Here is a 24108-nt window from a genome sequence, read left to right on the forward strand (position 1 = left end):
CCGCCCAGGGTTCACGTTGTCTCAAATCTGAGTGACCGTCAGAGGTGGGAGTGTGGTGGGCCCGGTGTTTGTCTGCGGGCCGGTGGCGGGTTGCTCGCGCAGTTCCCCGCGCCCCTAAGATGCGCCCCTTCGGGGCGCCCAGGGGATTGCCGCGCAGCGGCATTTCTAGGGGCGCGGGGAACTGCGCGGCCAGCCCGCCACCGGCCCGCAGACGAACCCCGGGCCCACCCCCACCCACCCGTCACAGCAACTGCCGCAGCTTCTCCGCCAGCAGGTCCCAGCGCCACTTCTCCTCCACCCACGCCCGGCCCCGCTCCCCCATCCTGCGGCGCAGGTCCGGGTCCTGGAGGAGGGTGACGATGCGGTCCGCCGACTCCTCGGCAGAGCCGCCCCGGACCACCCAGCCCGTCTCGCCGTCCAGGACCGCGTCGGGCGCGCCGCCCGAGTCGCCCGCGATCACGGGCAGGCCGGTCGCCGACGCCTCCAGGTAGACGATGCCCAGGCCCTCCACGTCGAGCCCGCCCCGGCGCGTACGGCAGGGCATGGCGAAGACGTCGCCGGCGCCGTAGTGCGCGGGCAGTTCGGCCCAGGGGACGGAGCCGGTGAAGCGGACCGAGTCCGCGACCCCGGTGTCCTGGGCGAGCTTGTGGAGCTCCGTCTCGTACGGGCCGCCGCCCACGATCAGCAGCACCGCGTCCGGCACGCGCGCGAGGATCGCGGGCATCGCGAGGATCAGGGTGTCCTGGCCCTTGCGCGGGACGAGTCGCGAGACGCAGACGACCACCGGGCGGTCGGTCAGGCCCAGGCGCTCGCGCACCGCGGCGCCGCCCGAGCCCGGGTGGAAGGTCTTCTCGTCGACGCCCGGCGGCAGTTGGACCATCCGGTCGGCCGCCCGCTCGGTCAGCGCGGCCGCGATCCGGGAGCGGGTGTACTCGCCCAGATAGGTGATCGTGTCCGTGCCCTCGCCGATGCGCCGCAGCAGCTGCCGCGAGCCGGGCAGCTGGGCCCAGCCCGCCTCGTGGCCGTGCGTGGTGGCGACGAGGCGTTCGGCGCCCGCCCGACGCAGCGCGGGCGCCATCAGGCCGAGCGGCGCCGCGGCCCCGAACCACACCGAGGAGCAGCCGTGCTCCTTGAGCAGCCCGACCGCGCGCCGGGTCACCCGGGGTGTGGGCAGCAGCATGGTGGTGCGGTCGCGCACCACGGTGAAGGGCTGCTCGGCGTCGAAGGCGGCGGTCGCCTCGACGCCCTCCCGGCTCCGCTTCCAGGTGGAGGCGTAGACGACCAGCTGCTCCGGGTCCAGGCGCAGCGCCATGTTGTGCAGGAACGCCTGGATCCCGCCGGGGCGCGGCGGGAAGTCATTGGTCACGATCAAGGTCTTGTGCATCGCCGCCGACAGTACCGAACGGCCCCGCCTCGTCGCTCACGCACGGCCCCGCCGGGCATCATGACTGCTCGAACTTCCAGAAATCCGGCCTTACGGATGAGGTGGGCATGTCGGTGGGAAATGGTGCGGGGACCACGACGGGCATCCGGGCCATGGCGGCGGTGTTCGCCGTCACCCGGTGTCTGCTGCTGCTCTGCGTCTTCCGGGTCCTTCTCGTCCCGGGCCCGGACGTCACCAGTGACGTCTCGGTGATCTACCAGGGCTGGTACGAGGTCCTGAAGACCGGCACCTATCCGCTGGACGACGTCACCTGGCAGTACCCGCCGGCCGCCGCGCTCGCGATCCTCTCCCCCGCCGCCGTCCCCTTCCTCGACTACGCCTCGGGCTTCTTCGTCCTCGCGCTGCTCGCCGACGCGCTGGTCCTCGGGCTGCTCCTGTACGCGTCCGGGCGCCCCGGCAAGTCCCGCGCGGGCGCCCGGATCTGGGTCTGGGGCGTACCGCTGCTCGGGCCCACCGCGTACGCGCGCTACGACCTGATGGTGACGGCGGTCGCGGTGGCCGCGCTGCTGGCCGGGGTCCGCCACCCGCGGGTCCTCGGCTCGCTCGCCGCGCTCGGCGCCCTGCTCAAGGTCTGGCCCGTGCTGCTGCTCGCCCGGGCGCCCCGCCGGGCGTGGGCCGCGGCGGCCGTCACCGCGGGCGCGTTCCTGCTCGGCTGCCACGCGGTCGCGCCCGGCGCCTTCGCCTTCCTCACCTTCCAGCGCGACCGCGGCACCGAGGTCGAGTCGCTCGGCGCCCTGGTCTTCCATGTGGCCCGCCACCTCGGCTGGCGGGGCCGGGTGCAGCTCAACTACGGGTCGGTGGAGTTCCTCGGCCCGTACGTGCCGCTGGTCTCGACCCTGGCGATGGGACTGACGGCGGTGGCGTTCGGCTGGCTGCTCGTGTGGCGGCTGCGGGCGCACCGCACCGGCCCGAGCACGCTCGCGGACGCCGCGTTCACCGCCGTGCTGCTCTTCACCACCACCAGCCGCGTGATCAGCCCGCAGTATCTGCTCTGGCTGGTCGGGCTCGCGGCGGTGTGCCTGGTCTTCCGCGGCGCCCCGATGGCCCGGCCCGCGTATCTGGTGCTGGCCGCCGCGGGCGTGACGCTGCTGGAGTTCCCGATCTGGTTCTCGCACGTGGTGGCGAGCGACTGGCTCGGGGTGCTGCTCCTGTTCGTACGCAACGGGCTCCTCGCCGTGGCGTCGGTGAGCGCGTGCCGGCGGCTGTGGCGGAGCACGGTCCCGGGCCGTCCGCTGCCCGTTCAGCGGGTCCGCACCAGGGTGTTCTCGGTCCTGGTCCGCTGACCGGCCGTCCGCAGCCGCCGGTGCATGCGCGCGACGGCGGCGCACTGGAGCCCCATGGACAGCGCCATCGCGAGGCAGATCCCCGGCAGGCCGAGCCCGGACAGGCCGAGGGCGAGCGGCAGTTGGAGGGCGACGCCGCACGCGGTGACCCCGGCGAGCGCCGGGCTGCCGCCGCTGCCCTCGAAGACCCCGCCGAGCGCGATGAAGGCGGAGAGCAGTACGAGGTACGGGCCGAGGCAGCGCAGATAGAGCGTGCCGGCCGCCGCCACCTCGCCGGTGGCACCGAAGGCCGCCATGATCCAGGGCGCGGACACGAGCAGCAGCAGCGCGGCCGCCGTCCCCAGCGCCCCCGAGAGGAGCGCGGCCTGCCGCCCCACCGCGACCCGCTCGTCCCGCCCGGTGCCGAGCAGATGCGCGGTGTGGATGGACGCGGCCTGGCGTACGGCGTAGAAGGCCATGGTGGCCGCGTACATCGCCTTCGTCGCGATGCCGTACGCCGCGACCTCGCCGACGCCGATCCTGGCGACCACCGCGACCAGGGCGAGCGCCCCGGCCATCCGGACGACGAAGTCGAGCGACATGGGCAGTCCGGTGGTGAAGGTCCGGCGCAGGGCGGCCGTCCCGGACTCGCGCGGTGCGGCCCGCCGGGCCGCGCGCAGCGCCGGGTCGCGTCTCAGCGCCCCCAGGCCGACGGCGAGGGCCACGGCCCGCCCGGTGACGGTGGCGAGGGCGGCGCCGCGCACGCCCAGACCGCAGCCGAGGATCAGCAGCGGGTCGAGGACGAGGATCAGCCCGTTGGCGAGGAAGGCGAGCCGCATCGGGGTGCGGGTGTCGCCCGCGCCCTTGAGGATGCCGTCGACGACGTTGGTGGCGAAGAAGACCGCCGTGCCGGGCAGCGCGATCGCGAAGTAGCTGGCGGCCAGGGCGAGTACGGCGTCGTCCGTGCCACCGAGCACCAGCCGGGCGAGCGGCTCGCGGCAGAGGTGGCCGCCGACCGCGACCACCGGCGTGATCAGCGCCCACAGCGCCCAGCCGCCGCGCACCGCCGCCCGTATCCCGCCCGGGTCGTCGGCGCCCCTGGCCCGGGCGACCAGGACGGTGGTCCCCGTGCCCGCCATGAGGATCAGGCCGAGCAGCAGGTTCTCCACGTTCGTGGCGACGGCGACGGCGGCGACCGAACTCCCGCCGAGCCGGGCCACCCAGACCATGTTGATCACCCCGGCCGCGACCCCCGCCAGGAGCTCGAAGTAGACCGGGTACGCGAGCGAGATCAGCCGACGGCGGTGTGACACGAGATCCATCCCCCTCTTTTCGCTGTACCTCGAATCGAGGTACAGCGAAAAGAGATACCATGGCCGGGCCGAAAGGAGAAGTAGGTGCTGGAGCTGACGATCCTGGGGTTCCTCGACGAGGAACCGCTGCACGGCTATGAACTCAAGGAGCGCATCAGAGGGCTGAGCGGCCACGTCCGGCCGGTGAGCGACGGCGCCCTCTACCCGGCGATCACCCGGCTGGCGAAGGCGGGAAAGCTGGAGCAGCGCACCGAGCCGGGCACCGGCGCCGCGCCCCGCCGGATCCTCATCCTGACCGAGGCGGGCCGCGCCGAGCTGTACGAGCGGCTGCGGCACCCCAAGGACACCGACATCACCGACGGGCAGCGGTTCTTCACCGTGCTCGCCTTCCTCGGGCGGCTGCCCGACCGGGCCGAGCAGGCCGCCGTGCTCCGCCGCCGCCAGGAGTTCCTCAACACCCCGGCGAGCTTCTTCTACCGCGACGGCGAGCCCGTACGGGCCGAGGAGAGCCCCGACCTCTTCCGCCGGGGGATGCTCAGGATCGCCCGCGCGACCGGCACGGCCGAGAAGAAGTGGCTGGCCGAGGCGGTCGAGGAGCTGGAGGGCTGACCCCGGCGGAGCCGGTCAGCCCAGCTGGTCGCGGACGTAGGCGCGCCACAGGGCCGTGAACTCCTTCGGCGTGGTGGCCAGTTCCTCGTTCATCGCCTTCTCCAGCGCGCCCTCGCGGTGCTTCTGCCCGCCCACCAACGCGTAGAGGGCGGCGAGCTTCCCCTCGCCCCAGCGCTGGGCGATCATGCGGCACGCCAGCCAGCCGCCCTCGTACGCGCGCGCCAGCCGGTCCGCGCCGCCCTCGAAGCCGAAGTCCGGGTCGGCGGGCAGCTCGTCGGGCACCGCGCCGCGCCGCACCGCCTGCTGGAGCTCCGGCGCGGCCTCGGCGGGGGTGCGCCCGGTGCCCCGGTAGCCGACCCAGTCCGCGTACCCCTCCGAGAGCCACATCGGGGTCGCGGAGGAGGTCCGGGTGCGGGTGGCGACATGGGTGGTCTCGTGGGTGAGGACGACCCGCTGGCCGAGGTCCCCGAGGACGCCGTACGCCTCGGGGTTGACGATCACCCGGTCCGCGGGCGCCGTCCCGGCCCCGCCCGCCTCGCCGGTGGTCACCGCCGCGATCCCCCGGTACGAGGCCGGGGGCGCGCCGAGCAGCGCTGCCATCGCGTCGAGCGAGGCGGGCACCAGGACCACCACCCGGCCCGCCCAGCGGCCCGGCCAGGCGGCCGAGACGGCGGGCACCGCGCGGTCGGCGGTGTGCGCGATCTGCTGGAGCACCTGACGGTCCTGGCCGACGCCGAGGACCAGGCTGTGCGCGCCGCGCACCACGGACACCGGGCCCTGCTGCCACAGCGGCTCGGCGGCGCCCTCGCCCGGCCGGTCGCCCGTCACGTACCAGCGCCCGGCCCGCTCGTCGAGCTCGACGACCCTGGCCGAGGTCACCGGCGCACTGTCGTACCCGTCGAGCCGGTAGCGCAGCTCGACCTGGGCGGTGGCCCGGTCGCCCTTGCGGCTGACCCCGGTCACCCGGTAGGCCCAGGCGCCCAGCGGCACCTGGCGCAGATTGGCGAACTCGGCGCGCTGGGCGTCCCGCAGCGTCCCGGCGCCCGGGTCGAGCGCGGCCAGATAGCCGCGCTCGTCGTGCCCGAGGACGGCGGCCGCCCGTCCGTCCAGGGTGCGCTGCACCTGGCCGGTGACGGGGTCGGGGGCCTCGGCCGGGGCCGAGCAGGCGGAGACGGACAGCAGCGCGGCGAGACCGTATCCCGCCGTGCGCCGTCGCCACCTGCCGCTCAGCCAGCCGTACGCCATCCTCCCGATCGTACGTTCACACGCGGGTGATCGAGGAGATGGGCATCATGCCCACCGGGTCGTAGCGCACCGGCGCGCCCGGGTAGGGGGCGTGGATCACCTGGCCGTTGCCCACGTACATCCCGATGTGGCTGGCGTCGGAGCGGTAGGCGACCAGGTCCCCGGGCTGCGCCTCGGAGAGCGAGACCCGGTGCCCGGCGTACCGCTGGGCCTGCGAGGTGCGCGGCAGCCCCACGCCGGCGTGGGCGTAGGACCACTGCATCAGGCCCGAGCAGTCGAAGCCGGACGGGCCGTTGGCGCCCCAGATGTAGGGCCTGCCCACCGCCTGGCGGGCCGCCGCCACCGCGGCCGCCGCACGCCCGGAGGAGGGCACCGCCCCGCTCAGGTCGGGCAGTTCGCCGCGCCCGCCGCGCGAGGCCCGGTCGAAGGCGGCGCGCTCGGACGTCGGCAGCGCCAGCAGCACCCGGCGGGCCTGGGCGAGCTTGGACTCGACGGTCCGCTTGTGCCGGGCGACCTCGACGCGGCTGCGCTCCAGCTCGGCGAGCTTGCGGGTGGCTTCGGTGCGCTGCTGGCCGATCCGCCGCTGCTCCTGCTGGAGTTCGCGCAGGTCGGCACTCTGGCGCTCGCCGATCCGGTCGAGGGCGGCGGCCTTGTCGAGATAGGTGTCGGGATCCTCGGAGAGCAGCAGCGCTAGCGAGGGGTCCAGGCCGCCCGCGCGGTACTGGGCACCCGCGATCGCGCCGAGCACACCCCGCATGCGGTTGATGCGCTCCTGGCCGCGGGCGACGCTGTCCTGGGTCTGCTTGACCTGCTCGCGCAGCTGATCGGCGCGCTCGTCCGCCTTGTTGTACTGCTCGGTGGCCTCCTCCGCCTGCGCGAAGAGCCGGTCGACCCGGTCCTTGCCGGTGTCGCCCGGGTCGGCGCTCGCGGGCGCCGCGAAGGCCGCGGCCGCGGTGGCCGCCGCGGCGGACAGGACGGTGACCCGGGTGCTCTGGGAGAGGCCGGACTGCGTGGGACGGCGATGGGACGCCAAGGAAGCCGCACTCCTTCCGCTGGTGCGGCCCCTGCCGCCCGGGTGGGCGGACGAGTTGGAAGAGTCACGGGGGCACCGCACGCCGGACAGTAGCCGGGCGGCCACGGGGTGCCAACGACCCGGGCGCCTACGCAAAGTGACGCCCCGCCGGAGAACACAGGTCACCGGCGGGGCGTGGCGTCAGCGGGCGTCGCCGGAATTCGCCCGTTCGGAGGGCGATGGCAATCGACTCGTTACGCGGTGGAGGGCGGCGGGGCCCGGCGGTCAGCTGATGCGGACGCCGAACTGGAACGGCATGTTGCCCATGGCCTCGTAGCGGACGTTGGCGCCCGGCTTCGGGGCGTGCAGCACCTGGCCGTTGCCCGCGTACAGGCCGACGTGGTGCAGGTCGCCGTAGAACAGCACCAGGTCGCCCGGCTTGAGCTGGCTGCGGCCGATCTGGGTGCCGGCGCCGGCCTGGGCCTGCGAGGTGCGCGGGATGGAGACGTTCGCCTGGCGGTAGGCCCAGGACGTGAGCCCGGAGCAGTCGAACGAGGCGGTGCCGGTGGCGCCGTACACGTACGGCTTGCCTATCTGGGTCTGGGCGGCGGCCAGGGCCGCGGCGCCGCGGTTGGAGGCGGGGGCCTCGTTGCCGAGGTCGGCGCGCTCGTTGGTGCGGTTGGCGCGGGCGTCGTCGGCGGCCAGGGAGGCCTTCTCGGCGGCGGTCAGCGAGTTGAGGAGCTTCTGCGCGGCGGCGAGCTTGGACTGGGTCTCGGCCTTCTTGGTGCCGAGCTCCTTGCGGGTGTCCGCGAGGTCCTTGAGCTTGTCCTGGGCTTCCTTGCGCTCCTGCGCCAGGCTGCGCTGCTTCGCCTGGATCTTCTGGAGCGCCTCGCTCTGCTTGGCGCTCAGCTGGTCCAGGGAGGACGCCTTGTCCAGGAAGTCGTCCGGGTTGGCGGAGAGGAAGAGCTGGACCGAGGGGTCGATGCCGCCCGAGCGGTACTGCGCCGAGGCCATCGAACCGAGGCCGTCGCGGAGCTTGTTGAGCTCGTCCTGGCCGCGGGCCACCTTGTCCTGGATCGCACCGACCTGCTTCTCCAGCTGGCCCTGCTTCTCCTTGGCGCCGTTGTACTTCTCGGTCGCCTGCTCGGCCTCGTCGTACAGCTTGTCGACCTTGGACTTCACTTCGCTCTTCGACGGCTTCGGGTCCGCGTGCGCGGCCTGGGACGTGAGAGCGACGGCTGCGGCGGCGGTCGCGGTGAGCACGGTCACACGGGTGCGGCTCGCAGGCTTGGGTCGACGGTGGGACGCCACGAAGGCGAGCTCCTTCTTCCTCAGCCGCCGAACAGCTTCAGACTCGGCGGGACCCTCACGGCCACCCGGACGAGTGATCAGCCGCGTGAAGGTTCGAGCCCCGACCCTAGTGACGTTCTTGTGATCAGTTCAAATCCTGATGGGAAAAAAAGCGGTCGCCGGGAGGATTCTTTACAGTCATCCCACGCGTAGTAATGGGCACTTGACAGAGCGCTGGGAACTGATCACCCGAATTCGGGCATTGAACGCAGGAGTTGCTAGACGCGCGAAAGCCGCTTCAGGAGCATGACGGACGCAACGGGCCGGGCACCGGCCTTGGCCACCCCGTCCGCCACCTCGCGGTCGGTCGAGACGACCACCACCGGCCGCCCGGACGGCTCCGCCCGCACCAGCTGGCGGATCAGCTCGTCGGCGGTCACACCCGGCTTCGAGAAGAGCACCCGTACGCCACGGGGCGGCGCGAGCAGCACCGGCGCGGCCAGCTCGGCGCCGTCGAAGACGCAGGTCACCTCGGCGCCCGTCTGCGCGGCGAGCACGGAGAGACCGCCGAGCAGCCGCAGCCGCTGCTTCTCCAACGGCATCGTCGGATAGCCGGTCTTGGTGACGTTGTAGCCGTCCACCACCAGATGCACCTGCGGCAGCGCGAGCAGCTGGTCCAGGAGCGCCGGATCGGTCTCCGAGAGCGCCCGGGCCGCGATGTCCTTCGGGGTCATCTGCCCCGGTTCGACCGCTTCCACGGTGTCGGCGGGCCGCACCGAGGCCGGGGGCAGGGCGAGTTCGCGCCGCAGCCCCGACGCCGCGTCCAGAACCGTGTCGAGCAGCAGCCGCAGCCGCATGTCCTCGATCGAGCGGCCCTCGCGCACCGCGCGCCGGCTCGCCTCGACGGACGCCTCGGCCTCGGTGAGCCGGGTCCTGATCCGCCGCGACTCGCTCTCGGCGGCGGCCACCTGGGCCGCCGCCTCCGCTCTGATCCCGTCGATCTCACCGGTGACCTTGCGCAGGGCGGCCTCGCCCCGCTTGACGTCGCTGAGCGCGCTGCGCAGCTTGCGCTGGAGCGCTTCCGCTTCCTTGCGGGCCGCGGCCAGGTCGGTGCGCAGGTCCTCCTGCTCGGTACGCAGCCGCTCGTGCGCCTCGGCGAGCTCCCGGCGCAGCCGCTCCAGTTCGCGCCGGCCCTCCTCGTCGGCGCGCTCGGCGTCGGCGCGCAGGGCCTCCTCGCCGGCGGCGGCGACCAACTTGACCCAGCCGGTGGGCCGCAGCACATACGCGGCGGCCGCCACGTCGACGGGATCGGCGGCCGCGGGCGGCGCGCCGGACTCCAGGGCGCCCGCCAGCTCCGGCTGCGCCTCCTTCAGGCGCTCACCGATCCGCTGACGGAAGACCGGGTCGGACTCCAGGGCCGCGGCCATGGCGTTGCCCGCGAACTTGGCACGTCGAGTCGGGGTGAAACGGGCGTACTGTCGCAATTGCGACGGCAGTTCGGCGACGGTCAGCCCACCGAAGGCGTCCGAGACCAGGGCGACGACCCTGCGCCGCACCCCTTCGGGCAGCGGGCGGTCGAGCACCTCGGCGGGGCCGTCACCGGCCGCACCGGCCGGTTCGGCACCGCTTGCATGCTCCACGATCCGTCACCTCAACTGTCGTCCGTCACTCACCGGGGCGGCTCACTCGGAGCCGGCGCCCGGCCTGTCCACCAGCTCGATCTGGTCCACCGCGTTGCACCAGCGACAGCGCACCGACTCGATGGTCTCACTGACCACCTCGCGTTCCTCGACCTTCGGCTCTCCGGCGAGGTCCAGATGGACGTACTCGACGACCTTCGACGAGCGGGTGACGTCGAAACGGGTCAGATTGCCGCAGAGGGTGCAGCGCCACCGGGTGGTGGCGGTGGGCAGGGGAACGCTGGTCATGTGGTGCTGACCTCTTTCCACGGTTCCGCGTCGAGGCTCGGTGCCCGATGCCTCGATGCGCGGTCGGTTCATGGTCCAGGATCTCGCGGTGCGCCGTCGAACTGCGGATGTACTGCCCGTAACCCTACGGCCTACCAGGCACCCCCCGGCACGGCGAGGCGGTCTGTACCGTTCGGTCCGGTTACGCCATGCTCTGTTCATGATCAAGCCGAGCGCCGTACGGGGCGCGGTGGTGCGGGGCCCCGCGGTCACCTACACCGTGCTGGCGCTCTGCTGCCTGGTCTTCCTCGTCAGCCCGGTGTCCGGCCTGAATCCCTCGTACGGGACGGGGGACGCGCTGCTGGCGGCGCAGAGTTCGTACTTCGCCCGGTGGGGTGTCATCCCGAACGAACTCACGGCCGGTGACCCCGGCACGCTCGTCACCCCCCTCACGGCGCTCTTCGTGCACGGCAACTGGCTGCACCTGCTGGGGAACATGCTCTTCCTCTACGTCTTCGGCGTGATGGCCGAGGAGCGCATGGGCAGGATCGGGTTCGCGCTGTTCTACCTCGGCGCGGGCTACCTCGCCCTGCTCGCGTACGCGGTGGCGCACGCGTCGTCCGACCAGACGCTGGTGGGCGCGTCGGGGGCGATCTCGGCCGTCCTGGGCGCCTTCCTCTATCTCTTCCCCCGGGCCAGGGTGACCAGCCTCTTCCCCTTCCTCTTCTTCCTGCCTCTGCGCTTCCCCGCCGCGATGGTGCTGGTGTTCTGGTTCGTGCTGCAGTGGCTGGCGGTACGGGCGGCGCCGACGGGGCCCGGGGTGGCGTACTTGGCCCATCTCGTCGGCTTCGGCCTGGGGTTTCTCTACGCCTGGGGCCGGTTCCGCGGGGCGGCTAGAGTGAAACGACCGAAGCCACCCGCGTCGGCCGCCACCGAGGGAGAGAACCAGCCGTGATCACCGCGATCGTGCTCATCAAGACCAGCGTGGACCGGATTCCCGAGATCGCGGAGTCGATCGCGTCGCTGGAGAACGTCAGCGAGGTGTATTCGGTGACCGGCACCTACGACTTGATCGCGCTGGTCCGGGTGGCCCGCCACGACAACCTCGCGGACATCATCCCCGGGCGCATCAGCAAGATCCCCGGCGTGGAGGCGACGGACACGCACGTGGCGTTCCGGACGTACTCCCAGCACGACCTGGAGGCGGCGTTCGCCATCGGCCTGGATGCGTAGCCCTCGGGCGGGCGGCGGGACGGGACAGGGGTTTTCGTTCGTCTGCGGGTTCGGTGGGGGCTGGTCGCGCAGTTCCCCGCGCCCCTTCTCAGCCCGGTGTTTGTCTGCGGGCTGTGTGTGGCTGGTCGCGCCGTTCCCCGCGCCCCTAAAGGCAGAACGGGGGCCGGGCAAATTCAGCCCCTCCGGCGTTTGAGGAGCGGGGGCCGGGGCGGAGCCCCGTAGCGGGGTGCAGGGGCCGCAGGCCCCGCAAACGGGGGTCTGGGGGCGTAGCCCCCGGGAAACCCTCCTCCACCCCCACCCACCCCCGGAGGGTTAAGGGAACGGGCGGGGAGGGGCAACTCACACCGCCGGGACGCAGCGGCCCTCCTCCGTGCGGTACGTCCACTTCGCCCCACCCCGCACCAACTCCCGCACCGCCCCCACAAACCGCTCCACGTGCTCGTCCGGCGTCCCCGCCCCGAAGCTGACGCGGATCGCGTTGAGGGTGGGGGTCCCCCCGGACGAAGTCTGGGGGAGCTCGCCCGGCTCCGCCTCGGGCGCGCCGCACTCGCCCGGCTCCTGCGGCTCGCTGCCGAGGAGCGTGCGGACCAGGGGGTGCGCGCAGAACAGACCGTCGCGGACGCCGATCCCGTACTCCGCCGACAGCGCCGCCGCGAAGTGCGAGCTGTTCCAGCCGTCCACCACGAACGAGATCACGCCGACCCGGGGCGCGTCGTCGCCGAACAAGGAGAGGACGCGGACCTCCGGGACCTCCGCCAGCCCCTCCCGCACCTTCGCGATCAGGTGCTTCTCCCGCTCCACCAGCCCCTCGAAGCCCGCCTCGGTCAGCGCCTTGCAGGCGGAGGCGATGGCGTACACCCCGATCACGTTCGGGGATCCGGCCTCGTGGCGGGCGGCCGTGGTGTGCCACTCGACGTCCACCCCGCCGTCCGCGCGCCGGGCGACCTTGCGGGAGGCGCCGCCGCCCGCGAGGTACGGCTCGGACTCCCGCAGCCAGTCCGCGCGGCCCGCCAGCACTCCGGAGCCGAACGGCGCGTACAGCTTGTGGCCCGAGAAGGCGATCCAGTCGACGTCCAACTCCTGTACGGAGACCGGGTGGTGGGGCGCCAGCTGCGCCGCGTCGAGCACGATCCGCGCCCCGTGCGCGTGCGCCGCCGCCGCGAGCTCGCGCACCGGCCACAGCTCGCCTGTGACGTTGGAGGCGCCGGTCACGCAGACCAGGGCCGGGCCGTACGGGTCGCGGTCGGCCAGCGCGCGCTCCAGCGTCGCCACCGCCTGCTGCGGCGTACGCGGCGCGTTGAGGTACGTCACCCGCGCGTCCCGCCACGGCAGCAGCGACGCGTGGTGCTCGGTCTCGAAGACGAAGACCTCGCAGCCGGCCGGGATCACCTGGGCGAGGAGGTTGAGCGAGTCCGTCGTCGAGCGGGTGAAGACCACCTGGTCGCCCGCGCGGCAGTCCAGGAACTCCGCCACCGCCGCCCTGCTGTTCTCGAACAGGTCCGTGGACAGCTGCGAGAGGTAGCCCGCGCCGCGGTGCACGCTGCCGTAGTAGGGGGCGTACGCGGCCACGTCGTCCCACACCCGCTGGAGGGCCGGGGCGCTCGCCGCGTAGTCGAGGGCCGCGTACGTCACCTCTCCGCCGGTGACCAGCGGCACGGTGACGTCCCGGCCGAGCACCGGCAGCGGCGCCGCACAGCAGGGTTCGGCGGAGGAGTCGGAGGCGGCGGAGGACGTGGCGGTGGGCGTGACGGCGTATGCGGACATGGCGGTTTCTCCCGGCAGGACGAGGCGAGATGACTGTGGAGCCCCACGGAACGGCGGCGGCAGTCCAACTGGCGCCGGGTACACGGGGGTTGACCTCGAACACGGGCATGACGAGCCCGCGGAGGTGTACAGAAAGAGGGGCCGGAGGCCCTATCGCATTCGCTTGCTCACGAGACTGCTCCCTTGAGGACCAGGACCCCAGGGGCGCGCCACTCCGAAGGGAGTGCGCAGGGGTCCGCGCTTGCCGCAGACCTCGCTGCCTGCGACCTGGTCTTCACCCGGGGCACCCCGCCACGGACGGAGGGTTGCCGGACAGCGGGCCGGGGCCGTAGTCGCTGTCACTCATGACCTTGGAAAGCATCCTGCCATACGTCCGCGTACGCGCAAGGCGCAGTCCGGATGCCGGACTGCGCCTTGCGTCACACCTCGCGGGCTCCAGGCCCTGGCGGCCCTCAGGCGTTGCTGGCGGCCACCCAGCGCTCCAGGGCCCGCCGCGCCGCGCCCGAGTCCACCGACTCGGCCGCCACGGCGATCCCGGCCCGGATCTGCTCGACCAGGCTCCCCTCGCCCGGATCGAGCGCGACGAGCGCCGCCGCCGAGTTGAGCAGCACCGCGTCCCGCACCGGCCCGGTCTCGCCGGCGAGCAGCCGCCTGGCGACGTCCGCGTTGTACGAGGCGTCCGCGCCGCGCAGCGCCTCGACCGGCACCAGGTCGATGCCCACGTCCCTGGGGTCGAACGACTCCTCGCGCACGGCCCCGTCCCGTACCACCCAGACCCGGGAGGTCGCGGTGGTCGTCAGCTCGTCCATGCCGTCGTCGCCGCGGAACACCAGCGCGGAGGAGCCGCGCTCGGCGAGCACCCCGGCCACGATCGGCGCCATGCGCGCGTCCGCGACCCCGGTGGCCTGGGCCTTGACCCGGGCCGGATTGGTGAGCGGACCGAGGAAGTTGAAGGTCGTGCGGATGCCGAGTTCCCGGCGCGCGGCGGCGACGTATCTCAGGGCGGGGTGGAACTTCACGGCGAAGCAGAAGGTGACGCCCGCCTCCTCGGCGACCTGGACGACCTGCCGGGGCGTGAGGTCCAGGTTGACGCCGAGCTTCTCCAGGACGTCGGAGGCGCCGCTGGCCGAGGAGGCGGCCCGGTTGCCGTGCTTGACGACCTTGGCGCCGGTGCCCGCCACCACGATCGAGGACATGGTGGAGATGTTGACGGTCTTGGCGCCGTCGCCGCCGGTGCCGACGATGTCCACGGTCCGGCCGGGCACCTCGATCACATTGGCGTGCTCGTACATCGCGCGGACCATGCCGCTGATCTCGGTGACGGTCTCGCCCTTGGCCCGCAGCGCCACCGCGAACCCGGCGATCTGCGCGTCGGTCGCCTCGCCGCGCATGATCGAGTCCATCGCCCAGGCGGTCGCCTCGGCGCTCTGGTCGGTGCCGCTGAGCAGCGAGTCCAGTACGCCCGGCCAGGAGTAGGCCGCCACGCTGTCGCCGCCGACCGGGGTCACAACGTTCATGGTCCGCTCCTGGGTCCACCGACGGATAGGGATGGGAACACCCTATCCAGCCCCGGGGAACAGCGAAGAGCCCCGTCCATCGCGTGGACGGGGCCCTTTTGCTGTGTGGCGTACAGCAGTGTCGCTGAGAGGGGATCAGTGGTGGCCGTGGCCGCTGGTGATCTCCTCGTACTCCTCAGAGGTCGGCTTGGCGATCTGGCTCTGCTCGCCGTAGTAACCCTTGTGGATCTTGACGCGCAGCTTCTCCATGCGGGAGACCTTGCGCTTGACGCCGTTCTCGTCGACCGCCGCGGGCAGCTCGTGCGGACGGGGCTGCTCGTGCGCGGTGAGCTTGTACAGCTGGCCCGCGTCGAGCGGCTCGTGGACCTCGACGAACTCACCGTGCGGCAGCCGCTTGATGATGCCGGTCTCACGACCGTGCAGCACCTTCTCGGCGTCCCGGCGCTGCAGGCCCAGGCAGATCCGCTTGGTGATGATGAACGCGATGACCGGGCCGACGAAGAACGCGATCCGGACGAACCAGGTGATGGCGTTCAGCGACAGGTGGAAGTTGGTCGCCCACAGGTCGTTGCCACCACCGACGAGCATCACCATGTACGCGGTGATCCAGGCCACGCCGATACCGGTGCGGACGGGAGCGTTGCGCGGACGGTCGGCGATGTGGTGCTCGCGGGTGTCCTTGGTGATCCAGGCCTCGATGAACGGGTAGGCCGCGATCGCGAAGAGCACCAGCGGGAAGATCACCAGCGGGATGAACACGCCCAGGACCAGTGTGTGGCCCCACGCGTTGATCTCCCAGCCCGGCATCACTCGGATGAGGCCTTCGGCGAAGCCCATGTACCAGTCGGGCTGGGCGCCGGTCGACACCTGGTCCGGGCGGTACGGGCCGATCTCCCAGATCGGGTTGATCGAGGCGATCGCCGAGATGACCGCGATGACACCGAACACCAGGAAGAAGAAGCCACCGGCCTTGGCCGTGTAGACGGGCAGCAGAGGCGCGCCCACGACGTTCTTGTTGGTGCGGCCGGGGCCCGCGAACTGGGTGTGCTTGTGGTAGAAGACCAGGATCAGGTGAGTGACCATCAGGCCGAGCATGATGCCGGGCAGCAGCAGGATGTGGACCGAGTAGAACCGGGCCACGAAGTCGCCGCCGGGGAACTCGCCGCCGTAGATGAAGAACGACAGGTACGTGCCGATGACCGGCACGCCCAGGATGGCGCCCTCCATGAACCGGACGCCGGTGCCCGAGAGCAGGTCGTCCGGGAGCGAGTAGCCGGTGAAGCCGGTGAACATGCCGCAGAAGAACAGCAGGAAGCCGAAGAGCCAGTTGACCTCGCGCGGCTTGCGGAACGCGCCCGTGAAGAAGACGCGCATCATGTGCACGAACATCGCCGCGAGGAAGATCAGCGCCGCCCAGTGGTGGATCTGCCGGATCAGCAGACCACCGCGCACATCGAAGCTGATGTGCATGGTCGAGTTGAACGCCTCGGACATCTGCACACCCTGGAGCGGAACGTAGGAGCCGTCGTAGACGACCTCGTTCATGCTCGGGTGGAAGAACATCGTCAGGTACACACCCGTGAGGATGATGATGATGAAGCTGTACATGCAGATCTCGCCGAGCATGAAGGACCAGTGGTCCGGGAAGATCTTGCGCATGTTGCTCTTCGCCAGGGTGTAGATCCCCAGCCGGCCGTCGGCCCAGTCGGCGAACTTCTCGCCGTTCCCGGGCTCGCGCCGTTCGTCAGTCGTGGTGGTGCTCATCCGCGCTCCCAGAAGGCAGGACCGACGGGCTCTTCGAAGTCGCCGAGCGCTTCGAGGTAACCCTCGCTGTTCACGCCGATCCGCAGCTGCGGCAGAGCGTGACCGGCCGGGCCGAAGATGACGCGGGCCCCGTCGGAGAGGTCGAAGGTGGACTGGTGGCACGGGCAGAGCACGTGGTGGGTCTGCTGCTCGTACAGGCTGATCGGGCAACCGACGTGGGTGCAGATCTTCGAGAACGCCACGATGCCCTGGTGCGACCACTCCAGCTCGCGCTTGTCCTTGATGTTCTCCGGCTGCAGCCGGACGATCATCAGGGCCGCCTTGGCGATCTGGGTCTGGAAGTCGTGCTGGTCCTCCTCCAGGCCCTCGGGCTTGGCGAAGGTGAGCGAACCGACGGCCACGTCCTCGGGACGAAGCGGCTCGTTGGTGTTCATGTTGATGAGGGCCTTGCCCTTGGCCCACATCGTCTTGCGCAGCTTGTCCTCGGGCAGGGTGCCCAGGTCGCGCAGCAGCACCACACCGGCGAGCGGCACCATGGCCAGCGCGCCGTACATGGTGTTGCGGATGAGCTTGCGGCGGCCGAAGCCGGACTCGCGGACGCCGTCCGCCCAGTCCTGCATGACCTTCTCGCGGACCTCCGGCGGCGCCGCGATCTCGTGGCGCTCGTCGGACATCTCCTCGTCGGACATCAGCGTGCGGGCCCAGTGGACCGCGCCGGCGCCGATGCAGAACAGCGCGACACCCAGGGTCAGACCCAGGGAGAAGTTCAGCGCGCTGACGTGCCCGATCGGGAAGATGTAGACGATCTTGTCGATCGGGAAGATCACGAAGGACGCGATGAAGGCGACCGTCGCGACCATCGAGAGCATGAAGAGACCGGCGACCACGCGCTCGGAGCGCCTGGCAGCCGCCTCGTCGATGTCCTGGACGCGCGGCATGTGGGGCGGCAGCCCCGGGTCCGCGAACGGGTCGCGGGCGCGCTCTACCGAGCCGTGCTCGGGGTCCTGCTCGCTGGGCAGGTTCTCGGAATTGTCTTGGCTACTCATGACTTCTTGGCCTTAGCGGAGTGGGCCGCGATCCAGATGGCGACTGCGATGAGAGCACCGAGTCCGAAGATCCACGCGAACAGACCCTCGCTGACGGGGCCGAGGCCACCGAGCGAGAGACCACCGGGGCTCGCCGTCTTCTCACTGTTCACGGCGTCCAGGTACGCGATGATGTCCTGCTTCTGCTTCTGCGGCATCGTCGTGTCGGGGAACGACGGCATGTTCTGCGGGCCGGTCTGCATGGCCTCGTAGAGGTGCTTCGGTTCCACGCCCTCAAGGCTGGGGGCGTACTTGCCGTGCGTCAGCGCACCGCCCTTGCCGGAGAAGTTGTGGCACTGGGCGCAGTTGGTGCGGAACAGCTCGCCACCCTTGGCGATGTCCGCGCCTTCCGGGCTGTACTGCTTCTCGGTCGGCGTGATCGGGCCGGCGCCGAGGGAGGCGATGTACGCGGCGAGCTGGTCGATCTCGGCCTGCGAGTAGATGACCTTCTTCTTCGGCACCTGGGCGCCGGGCTGCTGCGCCGGCATACGGCCGGTGCCGACCTGGAAGTCCACGGCCGCGGAGCCCACGCCCACCAGGGACGGGCCGTCAGTGGTGCCCTGACCGCCGGTTCCGTGGCAGCTGGCGCAGCCGACGGAGTAGAGCTTCTTGCCCTCGTCGATGGCGAGGGACTGGGCGGTTTCGTCGGCCTTCGCCTTGTCCGCGGGCGCGAACGCGGCGTACAGCCCCCCGGTGGCCGCCAGCGCGAGGAGTAGGACGACGAGCGCCGCCAGCGGATGGCGTCGTCGTGCGGAGAGCTTTTTCACGGATTACCCCGGTGTCAGGATCTTCTGCGTCGATGCGGGATGGTGTCGGGTTCTGCGGACCCGATTACTTGATCAAGTAGATCGTGGCGAAGAGGCCGATCCAGACGACATCGACGAAGTGCCAGTAGTAGGACACGACGATGGCGGCGGTTGCCTGCTCGTGGGTGAATCTCTTGGCCGCGTAGGTCCTGCCGAGAACCAGCAGGAAGGCGATCAGACCGCCCGTCACATGCATGCCGTGGAAGCCGGTCGTCAGGTAGAACACCGAGCCGTACGGATCGGAGGACAGCGAGAGGCCGTCCTTCTTCACCAGCTCGGTGTACTCGAAGACCTGGCCTCCGATGAAGATCGCACCCATCACGAACGTGATCATGAACCAGGTGCGCAGCTTCTTCACGTCGCCCCGCTCGGCGGCGAAGACGCCGAGCTGGCAGGTGAGGGAGGAGAGCACCAGGATCGTGGTGTTCGTCGCCGAGAACGGAAGGTTCAGCGAGGACGCCATTTCCTTCCAGTGCTCGGCGCCCGTCACCGATCGCAGGGTGAAGTACATCGCGAAGAGGGCCGCGAAGAACATCAGCTCGGAACTCAGCCAGATGATGGTTCCGACGCTGGTGAGGTTCGGCCGATTGACCGACGGGTGCGCGTGCCCGGTTTCTACTGTCGTTGCTGTCGCCACGACCGACATTATGTCGGTCGCTTATCTCGCGCTCACTCCGGGGGGTGCCGTTCGGTGTGTCCGGACCCCGTGTCCTGCCCGAACGGCCCATCCCGGCGCCCGCCGAACCGGTGTTGACGCGGTGTCGGACGGAGTAGCATCCGCGCATCGGCTCCCGAGCCCGTACCGCCGTCGAATCGGAGGAACAATGCAGTCGAGCGCCACCGTACTTGTCTACAGCGACGACGCGAACACCCGTGAGCAGGTGCGGCTCGCCGCCGGACGCAGGCCCGCCTCCGACGTTCCCCCGGTGACCTTCCTGGAGTGCGCGACCCCACACGCCGTCCTCAAGGAGCTGGACCGCGGCGGCATCGACGTGTGCGTCCTGGACGGGGAGGCCGTCCCGGCCGGCGGCATGGGGATCTGCCGGCAGATCAAGGACGAGATCTTCCAGTGCCCGCCGGTGCTGCTGCTCATCGGGCGCCCTCAGGACGCCTGGCTGGCCACCTGGAGCCGTGCGGACGCCGCGGTGACCCTCCCGGTCGAGCCGGTCGAGTTCGCGGCCGCACTGGCCGCCCTGATCCGTTCGCGCCGCCCGGACGGCGCCGTGGCCACCCGGGCCTGATCCGCCCGCCCCAACCCCCACCGGGCAGGCCCTAGACCTGCGGCCGTAGCCGGGCGGAGTTCAGCTTGCTCTGCCCGGCCTTCAGGTCGGCCTGCAGCACGCTGCCCCTGTGCCACTTGTCCCAGCCCACGTTCCAGTCGCCGAACCCGTTGTCGAAGGGCGTCATGTCCTCGCCGATGCTGTTGACGACCTTGACGATGTCGCCCTCGGTCACGGTCTCGTAGAACCACGCGGCGTTCCCGGTGGACATGCCCGTACAGCCGTGGCTGACGTTCTCGGAGCCCTGCGAGCCCACCGACCAGGGCGCGGCGTGCACGTACTCGCCGCTCCAGGTGACCCGGGTCGCGTAGTAGACCGGCAGGTCGTACGCGTCGGCGCTGCCGGCCGAGATGCCGACCGTCTCCCCGCGCATCCGTACGAAGTACTGCTTGCCCAGCACCACCTTGACGCCGTTTCGGGTGGAAAAGCCCGGCTTTCCGGTGGTCACCGGAATGGTATTGATCACTTCTCCGTTGCGTTTGACCGTCATGTAGTGCGAGGACGCGTCGGTGATGGCCTCGATGCGGTCGCCGGTGGTGATCTTCAGGGGCTGCGCGGGGCCGCCGTACAGCTTGTCCGCGATCCGCACGCCCTCCAGGCGCGAGGAGGCCCTGATGGTCGCGTTGGTGGGCCAGTACTCCTTGGGCCGGTAGTGCAGCGTCTTGTCGTCGACCCAGTACCAGGCGCCCTCCACCGACGGCGTGGACTCCACCTTCAGCGCCCGCTCCACGATCGCGCGGGCCGCCTTGTCCTTGACCGGCTTGCCGAGCTCCGCCGTGATGGGCTGTCCGACGCCGTACTTGCCCGCGTCCGGGCCGAATTCGACCTTCACGACGTCTTTGGGCGCGGAGGTGTCGAACGTCAGCGTACGGCGCCCCGGAGCCCCGTCGGAGTCCTCCGTGGAGACCACCACCGTGTAGTGGGCGCCCGCGACCAGCGGGGCCGTGGAGTGCCAGCGGTTCCCGTCGCCGTCGAGCTCGCCCGCCAGATGGCGCCCCGCGGCGTCCATGGCCATCACGTCCGTGATGCGCCCGCGGCCGCCCCTGGCGGAGATCTCCAGGGGCTTCTCCGGATCCGCCTTCGCACTGCCCGCCGGGCCGTTGTACGCGATCTGGCCCGCCGCGTCGTACGGCTTGGCCGAGAGCGGGTTGCTGTCGGAGCGGCCGCACGCGCCGGCGCCCGCCCCGAGGGCAATGACCAGCAGGGTGCAGCTCAGGACGGTACGGGTACGCGGTGCGTGACTCATGACCACACGTTATGAAAAATAGTCATATTCAGCGCGCGGTATGACTGCAAACGGGCGGCACGCCCTCGGACGGCCCAAAGCGCCCCGCACGGGCCCCGCGTACGTGAAAGGGCCCCGCGGCTCGGATGAGCCGCGGGGCCCTTTCACAGGTACCTGCGAGGACCTACTGGTTCTGGTTCTCGCCCCGGTAGTACTCGAACACCCAGCCGTAGATACCGATCAGGATCAGCGGCGCCGAGAAGTACAGCAGCCACCAGCCCATCGCGATGGCCAGGAACGCGAGCGCGCCACCGATCGCCAGCGAGAGCGGCTGCCAGCTGTGCGGGGCGAAGAACCCCAGCTCACCGGCGTCGTCCGCGACATCGGCCTCCTTGTCGTCCTGCGCACCCGCATCGACCCGCTTGGCCGTGAAGGCCAGGTAGAAGCCGATCATCACGCTCAGGCCGAAGGCCATCACGAGAGCGGTCGCACCGGCCGGCTCCTTCGACCACACGCCGTACACGACGGCCATGATCAGGATGAAGACGGAGAGCCAGAGGAACATCTTGCCCTGGATCTTCACTTGCCCGCCTCCTTGCCGCCGGCGAGGGCTGTGTTAGTGGCGACACCATCGCCGCCGTGGTTCTCAAGCTGGTCGAGAGCCGCGATCTCAGGGTGGTGCAGATCGAACGCCGGCGATTCGGAGCGAATACGCGGCAGGGTGAGGAAGTTGTGCCGCGGCGGCGGGCACGACGTCGCCCATTCGAGCGAACGGCCGTAGCCCCACGGGTCGTCGACCTCGACCTTCTTGCCGTACTTGGCGGTCTTCCAGACGTTGTACATGAACGGCAGGATCGACAGACCGAGCAGGAAGGAGCTGATGGTCGAGATCGTGTTCAGCGCGGTGAAGCCGTCGGCCGCGAGGTAGTCCGCGTAACGACGCGGCATGCCCTCGGCACCGAGCCAGTGCTGCACCAGGAACGTGCCGTGGAAGCCCACGAACAGCGTCCAGAAGGTGATCTTGCCCAGACGCTCGTCCAGCATCTTGCCCGTGAACTTCGGCCACCAGAAGTGGAATCCGGAGAACATCGCGAAGACCACGGTGCCGAAGATGACGTAGTGGAAGTGCGCGACGACGAAGTACGAGTCGGATACGTGGAAGTCCATCGGCGGCGAGGCCAGGATGACGCCGGTCAGACCACCGAAGGTGAAGGTGATCAGGAAGCCGACAGCCCAGAGCATCGGTGTCTCGAAGGACAGTGAGCCCTTCCACATCGTGCCGATCCAGTTGAAGAACTTCACACCGGTCGGTACCGCGATGAGGAACGTCATGAACGAGAAGAACGGCAGGAGCACGCCGCCGGTGACGTACATGTGGTGCGCCCACACGGTCACGGACAGACCGGCGATGGCGATCGTCGCGCCGACCAGGCCCATGTAGCCGAACATCGGCTTTCTGGAGAACACTGGGATGACTTCGGAAATGATTCCGAAGAACGGCAAGGCGATGATGTACACCTCTGGATGGCCGAAGAACCAGAAGAGGTGTTGCCACAGCAGCGCGCCGCCGTTGCCGGCGTCGAAGATGTGGGCACCGAACTTGCGGTCCGCCTCCAGGGCGAACAGCGCGGCGGCCAGCACCGGGAAGGCCAGCAGGACCAGCACACCGGTCAGCAGGACGTTCCACACGAAGATCGGCATACGGAACATCGTCATGCCGGGAGCGCGCATGCAGATGATCGTGGTGATGAAGTTGACCGAGCCGAGGATCGTGCCGAAGCCGGAGAAGGCCAGACCCATGATCCACATGTCGGCGCCGACGCCCGGCGAGCGGACCGCGTCCGACAGCGGGGAGTAGGCGAACCAGCCGAAGTCGGCCGCGCCCTGCGGGGTGAGGAAGCCACCGACCGCGATGAGCGAGCCGAACAGGTAGAGCCAGTAGGCGAACATGTTCAGCCGCGGGAACGCCACATCGGGCGCGCCGATCTGCAGCGGCATGATCCAGTTCGCGAATCCGGCGAACAGCGGCGTCGCGAACATCAGCAGCATGATCGTGCCGTGCATCGTGAACGCCTGGTTGAACTGCTCGTTCGACATGATCTGCGTGCCGGGACGGGCGAGCTCGGCGCGCATGAGCAGCGCCATCACCCCGCCGATGCAGAAGAACACGAACGACGTGACCAGATACATCGTGCCGATCGTCTTGTGGTCAGTGGTGGTCAACCACTTCACGACGATGTTCCCCGGCTGCTTGCGCCGGACCGGCAGCTCGTTCTCGTACGAGTCGTCTGCTGCCGCGGCACCCTGAGATTCGTTGAGGATGCTCACAGTTTGTTCGTCTCCGCGTTCTTGGCGGGGTCGGTCTGAGCGATGCCTGCCGGCACGTAGCCGGTCTGGCCCTTCGCCGCCAGCTCCTTGAGGTGCTGCTGGTAGCGCTCCGGGGAGACGACCTTCACGTTGAAGAGCATCCGGGAGTGGTCGACACCGCACAGCTCGGCGCACTTGCCGAGGAAGGTGCCCTCCTGGGTCGGGGTCACCTCGAAGGAGTTGGTGTGCCCCGGGATGACGTCCTGCTTCATCAGGAAGGGGACCACCCAGAAGGAGTGGATGACGTCACGGGACGTCAGCACGAAGCGGACCTTCTCGCCCTTGGGCAGCCACAGCGTGGGCCCGGGGTTTCCGGTCTGCGGGTTCCGCGTGCCGGGGATGCCGACGTCGTAGACGCCGTCGGCACCGGCCGGGAAGTCCTTGGTGAAGCGGTCCGGAATGGCGGACAGCTCCTTGGACTTCGCGGCGTCGCCCGTGGCCGGGTTGCCGTCCACGTCCTCGACGTAGTTGAAGCCCCAGCTCCACTGGTAGCCGACCACGTTGACGGTGTGAGCCGGCTTCGGGGAGAGCTCAAGGAGCTTCGACTCATCACGCGCGGTGAAGTAGAAGAGCACCGAGACGATGATGAGGGGGACGACCGTGTACAGCGCCTCGATGGGCATGTTGTACCGGGTCTGCGGAGGTACCTCGACCTTGGTGCGGCTGCGCCTGTGGAAGATGACACTCCACAGGATCAGGCCCCAGACCAGCACGCCCGTGGCGAGCGCTGCCGCCCACGAACCCTGCCAGAGGGAGAGGATCCGCGGAGCCTCTTCCGTCACCGGGGTGGGCATACCCAGGCGAGGGAAGTCTTCCCAGTTGTACGAGCAACCGGACGCGGTAGCCAGGACCAGGCCCGCAGTCAGCGCCTGCAGCAGCTTCCGCCGCATCGGGCGCCTCGACGTGGGGGAACCGCCCGCGCCTTTCAGGCAGCGGGGGAGGTCGGAGCCGTTGGGACTCACGTAGCGCCTTCCCGAGAGTCTCG

Annotated in this window: 22 protein-coding genes and 1 riboswitch; of the genes, 5 read left to right on the forward strand and 17 right to left on the reverse strand. The window is 70.4% G+C overall.

Annotated features, from left to right (window positions below; translation table 11 throughout):
• Nucleotides 1–241: 241 nt before the first annotated feature.
• Nucleotides 242–1384 carry a glycosyltransferase family 4 protein gene (locus OG965_RS13455; RefSeq protein WP_371652281.1) on the reverse strand — a complete coding sequence of 381 codons (1143 nt, stop codon included), beginning with the start codon at nt 1382–1384 and terminating at the stop codon, nt 242–244.
• Between the two features lie 107 nt (nt 1385–1491).
• Between OG965_RS13455 and OG965_RS13460 the strand changes: the two genes are divergently transcribed.
• Nucleotides 1492–2727: a glycosyltransferase 87 family protein gene (locus tag OG965_RS13460; RefSeq protein WP_371652282.1), complete on the forward strand. Its 1236-nt coding sequence runs from the start codon at nt 1492–1494 to the stop codon at nt 2725–2727.
• Here the strand turns inward: OG965_RS13460 and OG965_RS13465 are convergent.
• Nucleotides 2685–4028 carry an MATE family efflux transporter gene (locus OG965_RS13465; protein WP_371652283.1) on the reverse strand — a complete coding sequence of 448 codons (1344 nt, stop codon included), beginning with the start codon at nt 4026–4028 and terminating at the stop codon, nt 2685–2687. The two genes, OG965_RS13460 and OG965_RS13465, sit on opposite strands and share 43 nt — an antisense overlap.
• Nucleotides 4029–4103: 75 nt before the next feature.
• Here OG965_RS13465 and OG965_RS13470 point away from each other — a divergent pair, with 75 nt between their 5' ends.
• A complete protein-coding gene (locus tag OG965_RS13470; RefSeq protein WP_371652284.1) occupies nt 4104–4628 on the forward strand; it encodes a PadR family transcriptional regulator in 525 nt (174 codons plus the stop codon).
• A gap of 15 nt (nt 4629–4643) precedes the next feature.
• On the opposite strand, the gene OG965_RS13475 is transcribed toward OG965_RS13470, so the two are convergent.
• The 5 genes from OG965_RS13475 to OG965_RS13495 form a co-directional block, all read right to left on the reverse strand.
• Nucleotides 4644–5873, reverse strand: coding sequence for a hypothetical protein (locus OG965_RS13475; protein WP_371652285.1), 1230 nt, complete (start codon nt 5871–5873; stop codon nt 4644–4646).
• Between the two features lie 16 nt (nt 5874–5889).
• The gene (locus tag OG965_RS13480) at nt 5890–6906 is read right to left on the reverse strand and encodes an NlpC/P60 family protein (protein WP_371652286.1); all 1017 of its coding nucleotides are present in this window, start codon (nt 6904–6906) and stop codon (nt 5890–5892) included.
• 264 nt (nt 6907–7170) lie between these two features.
• Nucleotides 7171–8196: an NlpC/P60 family protein gene (locus OG965_RS13485; protein ID WP_371652287.1), complete on the reverse strand. Its 1026-nt coding sequence runs from the start codon at nt 8194–8196 to the stop codon at nt 7171–7173.
• A 257-nt stretch (nt 8197–8453) separates the two neighbouring features.
• The gene (locus OG965_RS13490; RefSeq protein WP_371652288.1) at nt 8454–9815 is read right to left on the reverse strand and encodes an NYN domain-containing protein; all 1362 of its coding nucleotides are present in this window, start codon (nt 9813–9815) and stop codon (nt 8454–8456) included.
• 42 nt (nt 9816–9857) lie between these two features.
• Entirely contained in the window at nt 9858–10103 is a 246-nt protein-coding gene (locus OG965_RS13495; protein WP_067158271.1) for a hypothetical protein, read from the reverse strand.
• Nucleotides 10104–10302: 199 nt separating this feature from the next.
• Between OG965_RS13495 and OG965_RS13500 the strand changes: the two genes are divergently transcribed.
• Together OG965_RS13500 and OG965_RS13505 are read left to right on the forward strand one after the other, a co-directional pair.
• A complete protein-coding gene (locus OG965_RS13500) occupies nt 10303–11037 on the forward strand; it encodes a rhomboid family intramembrane serine protease (protein WP_371652289.1) in 735 nt (244 codons plus the stop codon).
• Complete coding sequence (locus OG965_RS13505) at nt 11034–11315, forward strand: Lrp/AsnC family transcriptional regulator (protein WP_371652290.1); 282 nt, start codon at nt 11034–11036, stop codon at nt 11313–11315. Before OG965_RS13500 ends, OG965_RS13505 begins: the two co-directional genes overlap by 4 nt.
• Before the next feature lie 339 nt (nt 11316–11654).
• Here the strand turns inward: OG965_RS13505 and OG965_RS13510 are convergent, their stop codons facing one another.
• From OG965_RS13510 to OG965_RS13535, 6 genes are all read right to left on the reverse strand, one after another.
• A complete protein-coding gene (locus tag OG965_RS13510) occupies nt 11655–13079 on the reverse strand; it encodes an aminotransferase class V-fold PLP-dependent enzyme (protein WP_371652291.1) in 1425 nt (474 codons plus the stop codon).
• Nucleotides 13080–13311: 232 nt separating this feature from the next.
• A riboswitch (SAM riboswitch) is annotated at nt 13312–13429 on the reverse strand.
• A gap of 102 nt (nt 13430–13531) precedes the next feature.
• On the reverse strand, nt 13532–14596 hold the full coding sequence (gene trpD, locus OG965_RS13515; RefSeq protein ID WP_371652292.1) for an anthranilate phosphoribosyltransferase: 1065 nt from the start codon (nt 14594–14596) through the stop codon (nt 13532–13534).
• A 135-nt stretch (nt 14597–14731) separates the two neighbouring features.
• Entirely contained in the window at nt 14732–16360 is a 1629-nt protein-coding gene (locus OG965_RS13520; protein ID WP_371652293.1) for a cytochrome bc complex cytochrome b subunit, read from the reverse strand.
• Nucleotides 16357–17406, reverse strand: coding sequence for a Rieske 2Fe-2S domain-containing protein (locus OG965_RS13525; protein ID WP_371652294.1), 1050 nt, complete (start codon nt 17404–17406; stop codon nt 16357–16359). The genes OG965_RS13520 and OG965_RS13525 overlap by 4 nt, the downstream gene beginning before the upstream one ends.
• The gene (locus OG965_RS13530; protein ID WP_371652295.1) at nt 17403–18212 is read right to left on the reverse strand and encodes a c-type cytochrome; all 810 of its coding nucleotides are present in this window, start codon (nt 18210–18212) and stop codon (nt 17403–17405) included. The genes OG965_RS13525 and OG965_RS13530 overlap by 4 nt, the downstream gene beginning before the upstream one ends.
• Nucleotides 18213–18276: 64 nt before the next feature.
• Nucleotides 18277–18897: a heme-copper oxidase subunit III gene (locus tag OG965_RS13535; protein WP_371652296.1), complete on the reverse strand. Its 621-nt coding sequence runs from the start codon at nt 18895–18897 to the stop codon at nt 18277–18279.
• Nucleotides 18898–19075: 178 nt separating this feature from the next.
• Between OG965_RS13535 and OG965_RS13540 the strand changes: the two genes are divergently transcribed.
• Nucleotides 19076–19492: a hypothetical protein gene (locus OG965_RS13540; RefSeq protein ID WP_371652297.1), complete on the forward strand. Its 417-nt coding sequence runs from the start codon at nt 19076–19078 to the stop codon at nt 19490–19492.
• Nucleotides 19493–19523: 31 nt separating this feature from the next.
• On the opposite strand, the gene OG965_RS13545 is transcribed toward OG965_RS13540, so the two are convergent.
• From OG965_RS13545 to coxB, 4 genes are all read right to left on the reverse strand, one after another.
• Nucleotides 19524–20777 (reverse strand): Ig-like domain-containing protein, encoded by a 1254-nt coding sequence (locus OG965_RS13545; RefSeq protein WP_371652298.1) that lies wholly within the window; start codon nt 20775–20777, stop codon nt 19524–19526.
• Between the two features lie 163 nt (nt 20778–20940).
• Nucleotides 20941–21339 carry a cytochrome c oxidase subunit 4 gene (locus tag OG965_RS13550; protein ID WP_371652299.1) on the reverse strand — a complete coding sequence of 133 codons (399 nt, stop codon included), beginning with the start codon at nt 21337–21339 and terminating at the stop codon, nt 20941–20943.
• A complete protein-coding gene (gene ctaD / locus OG965_RS13555; RefSeq protein ID WP_371652300.1) occupies nt 21336–23084 on the reverse strand; it encodes a cytochrome c oxidase subunit I in 1749 nt (582 codons plus the stop codon). Before ctaD ends, OG965_RS13550 begins: the two co-directional genes overlap by 4 nt.
• On the reverse strand, nt 23081–24085 hold the full coding sequence (coxB, locus tag OG965_RS13560; protein WP_371652301.1) for a cytochrome c oxidase subunit II: 1005 nt from the start codon (nt 24083–24085) through the stop codon (nt 23081–23083). Before coxB ends, ctaD begins: the two co-directional genes overlap by 4 nt.
• Nucleotides 24086–24108 lie beyond the last annotated feature (23 nt).

Source organism: Streptomyces sp. NBC_00224 (genome assembly GCF_041435195.1).
Classification (GTDB): Bacteria; Actinomycetota; Actinomycetes; order Streptomycetales; family Streptomycetaceae; genus Streptomyces.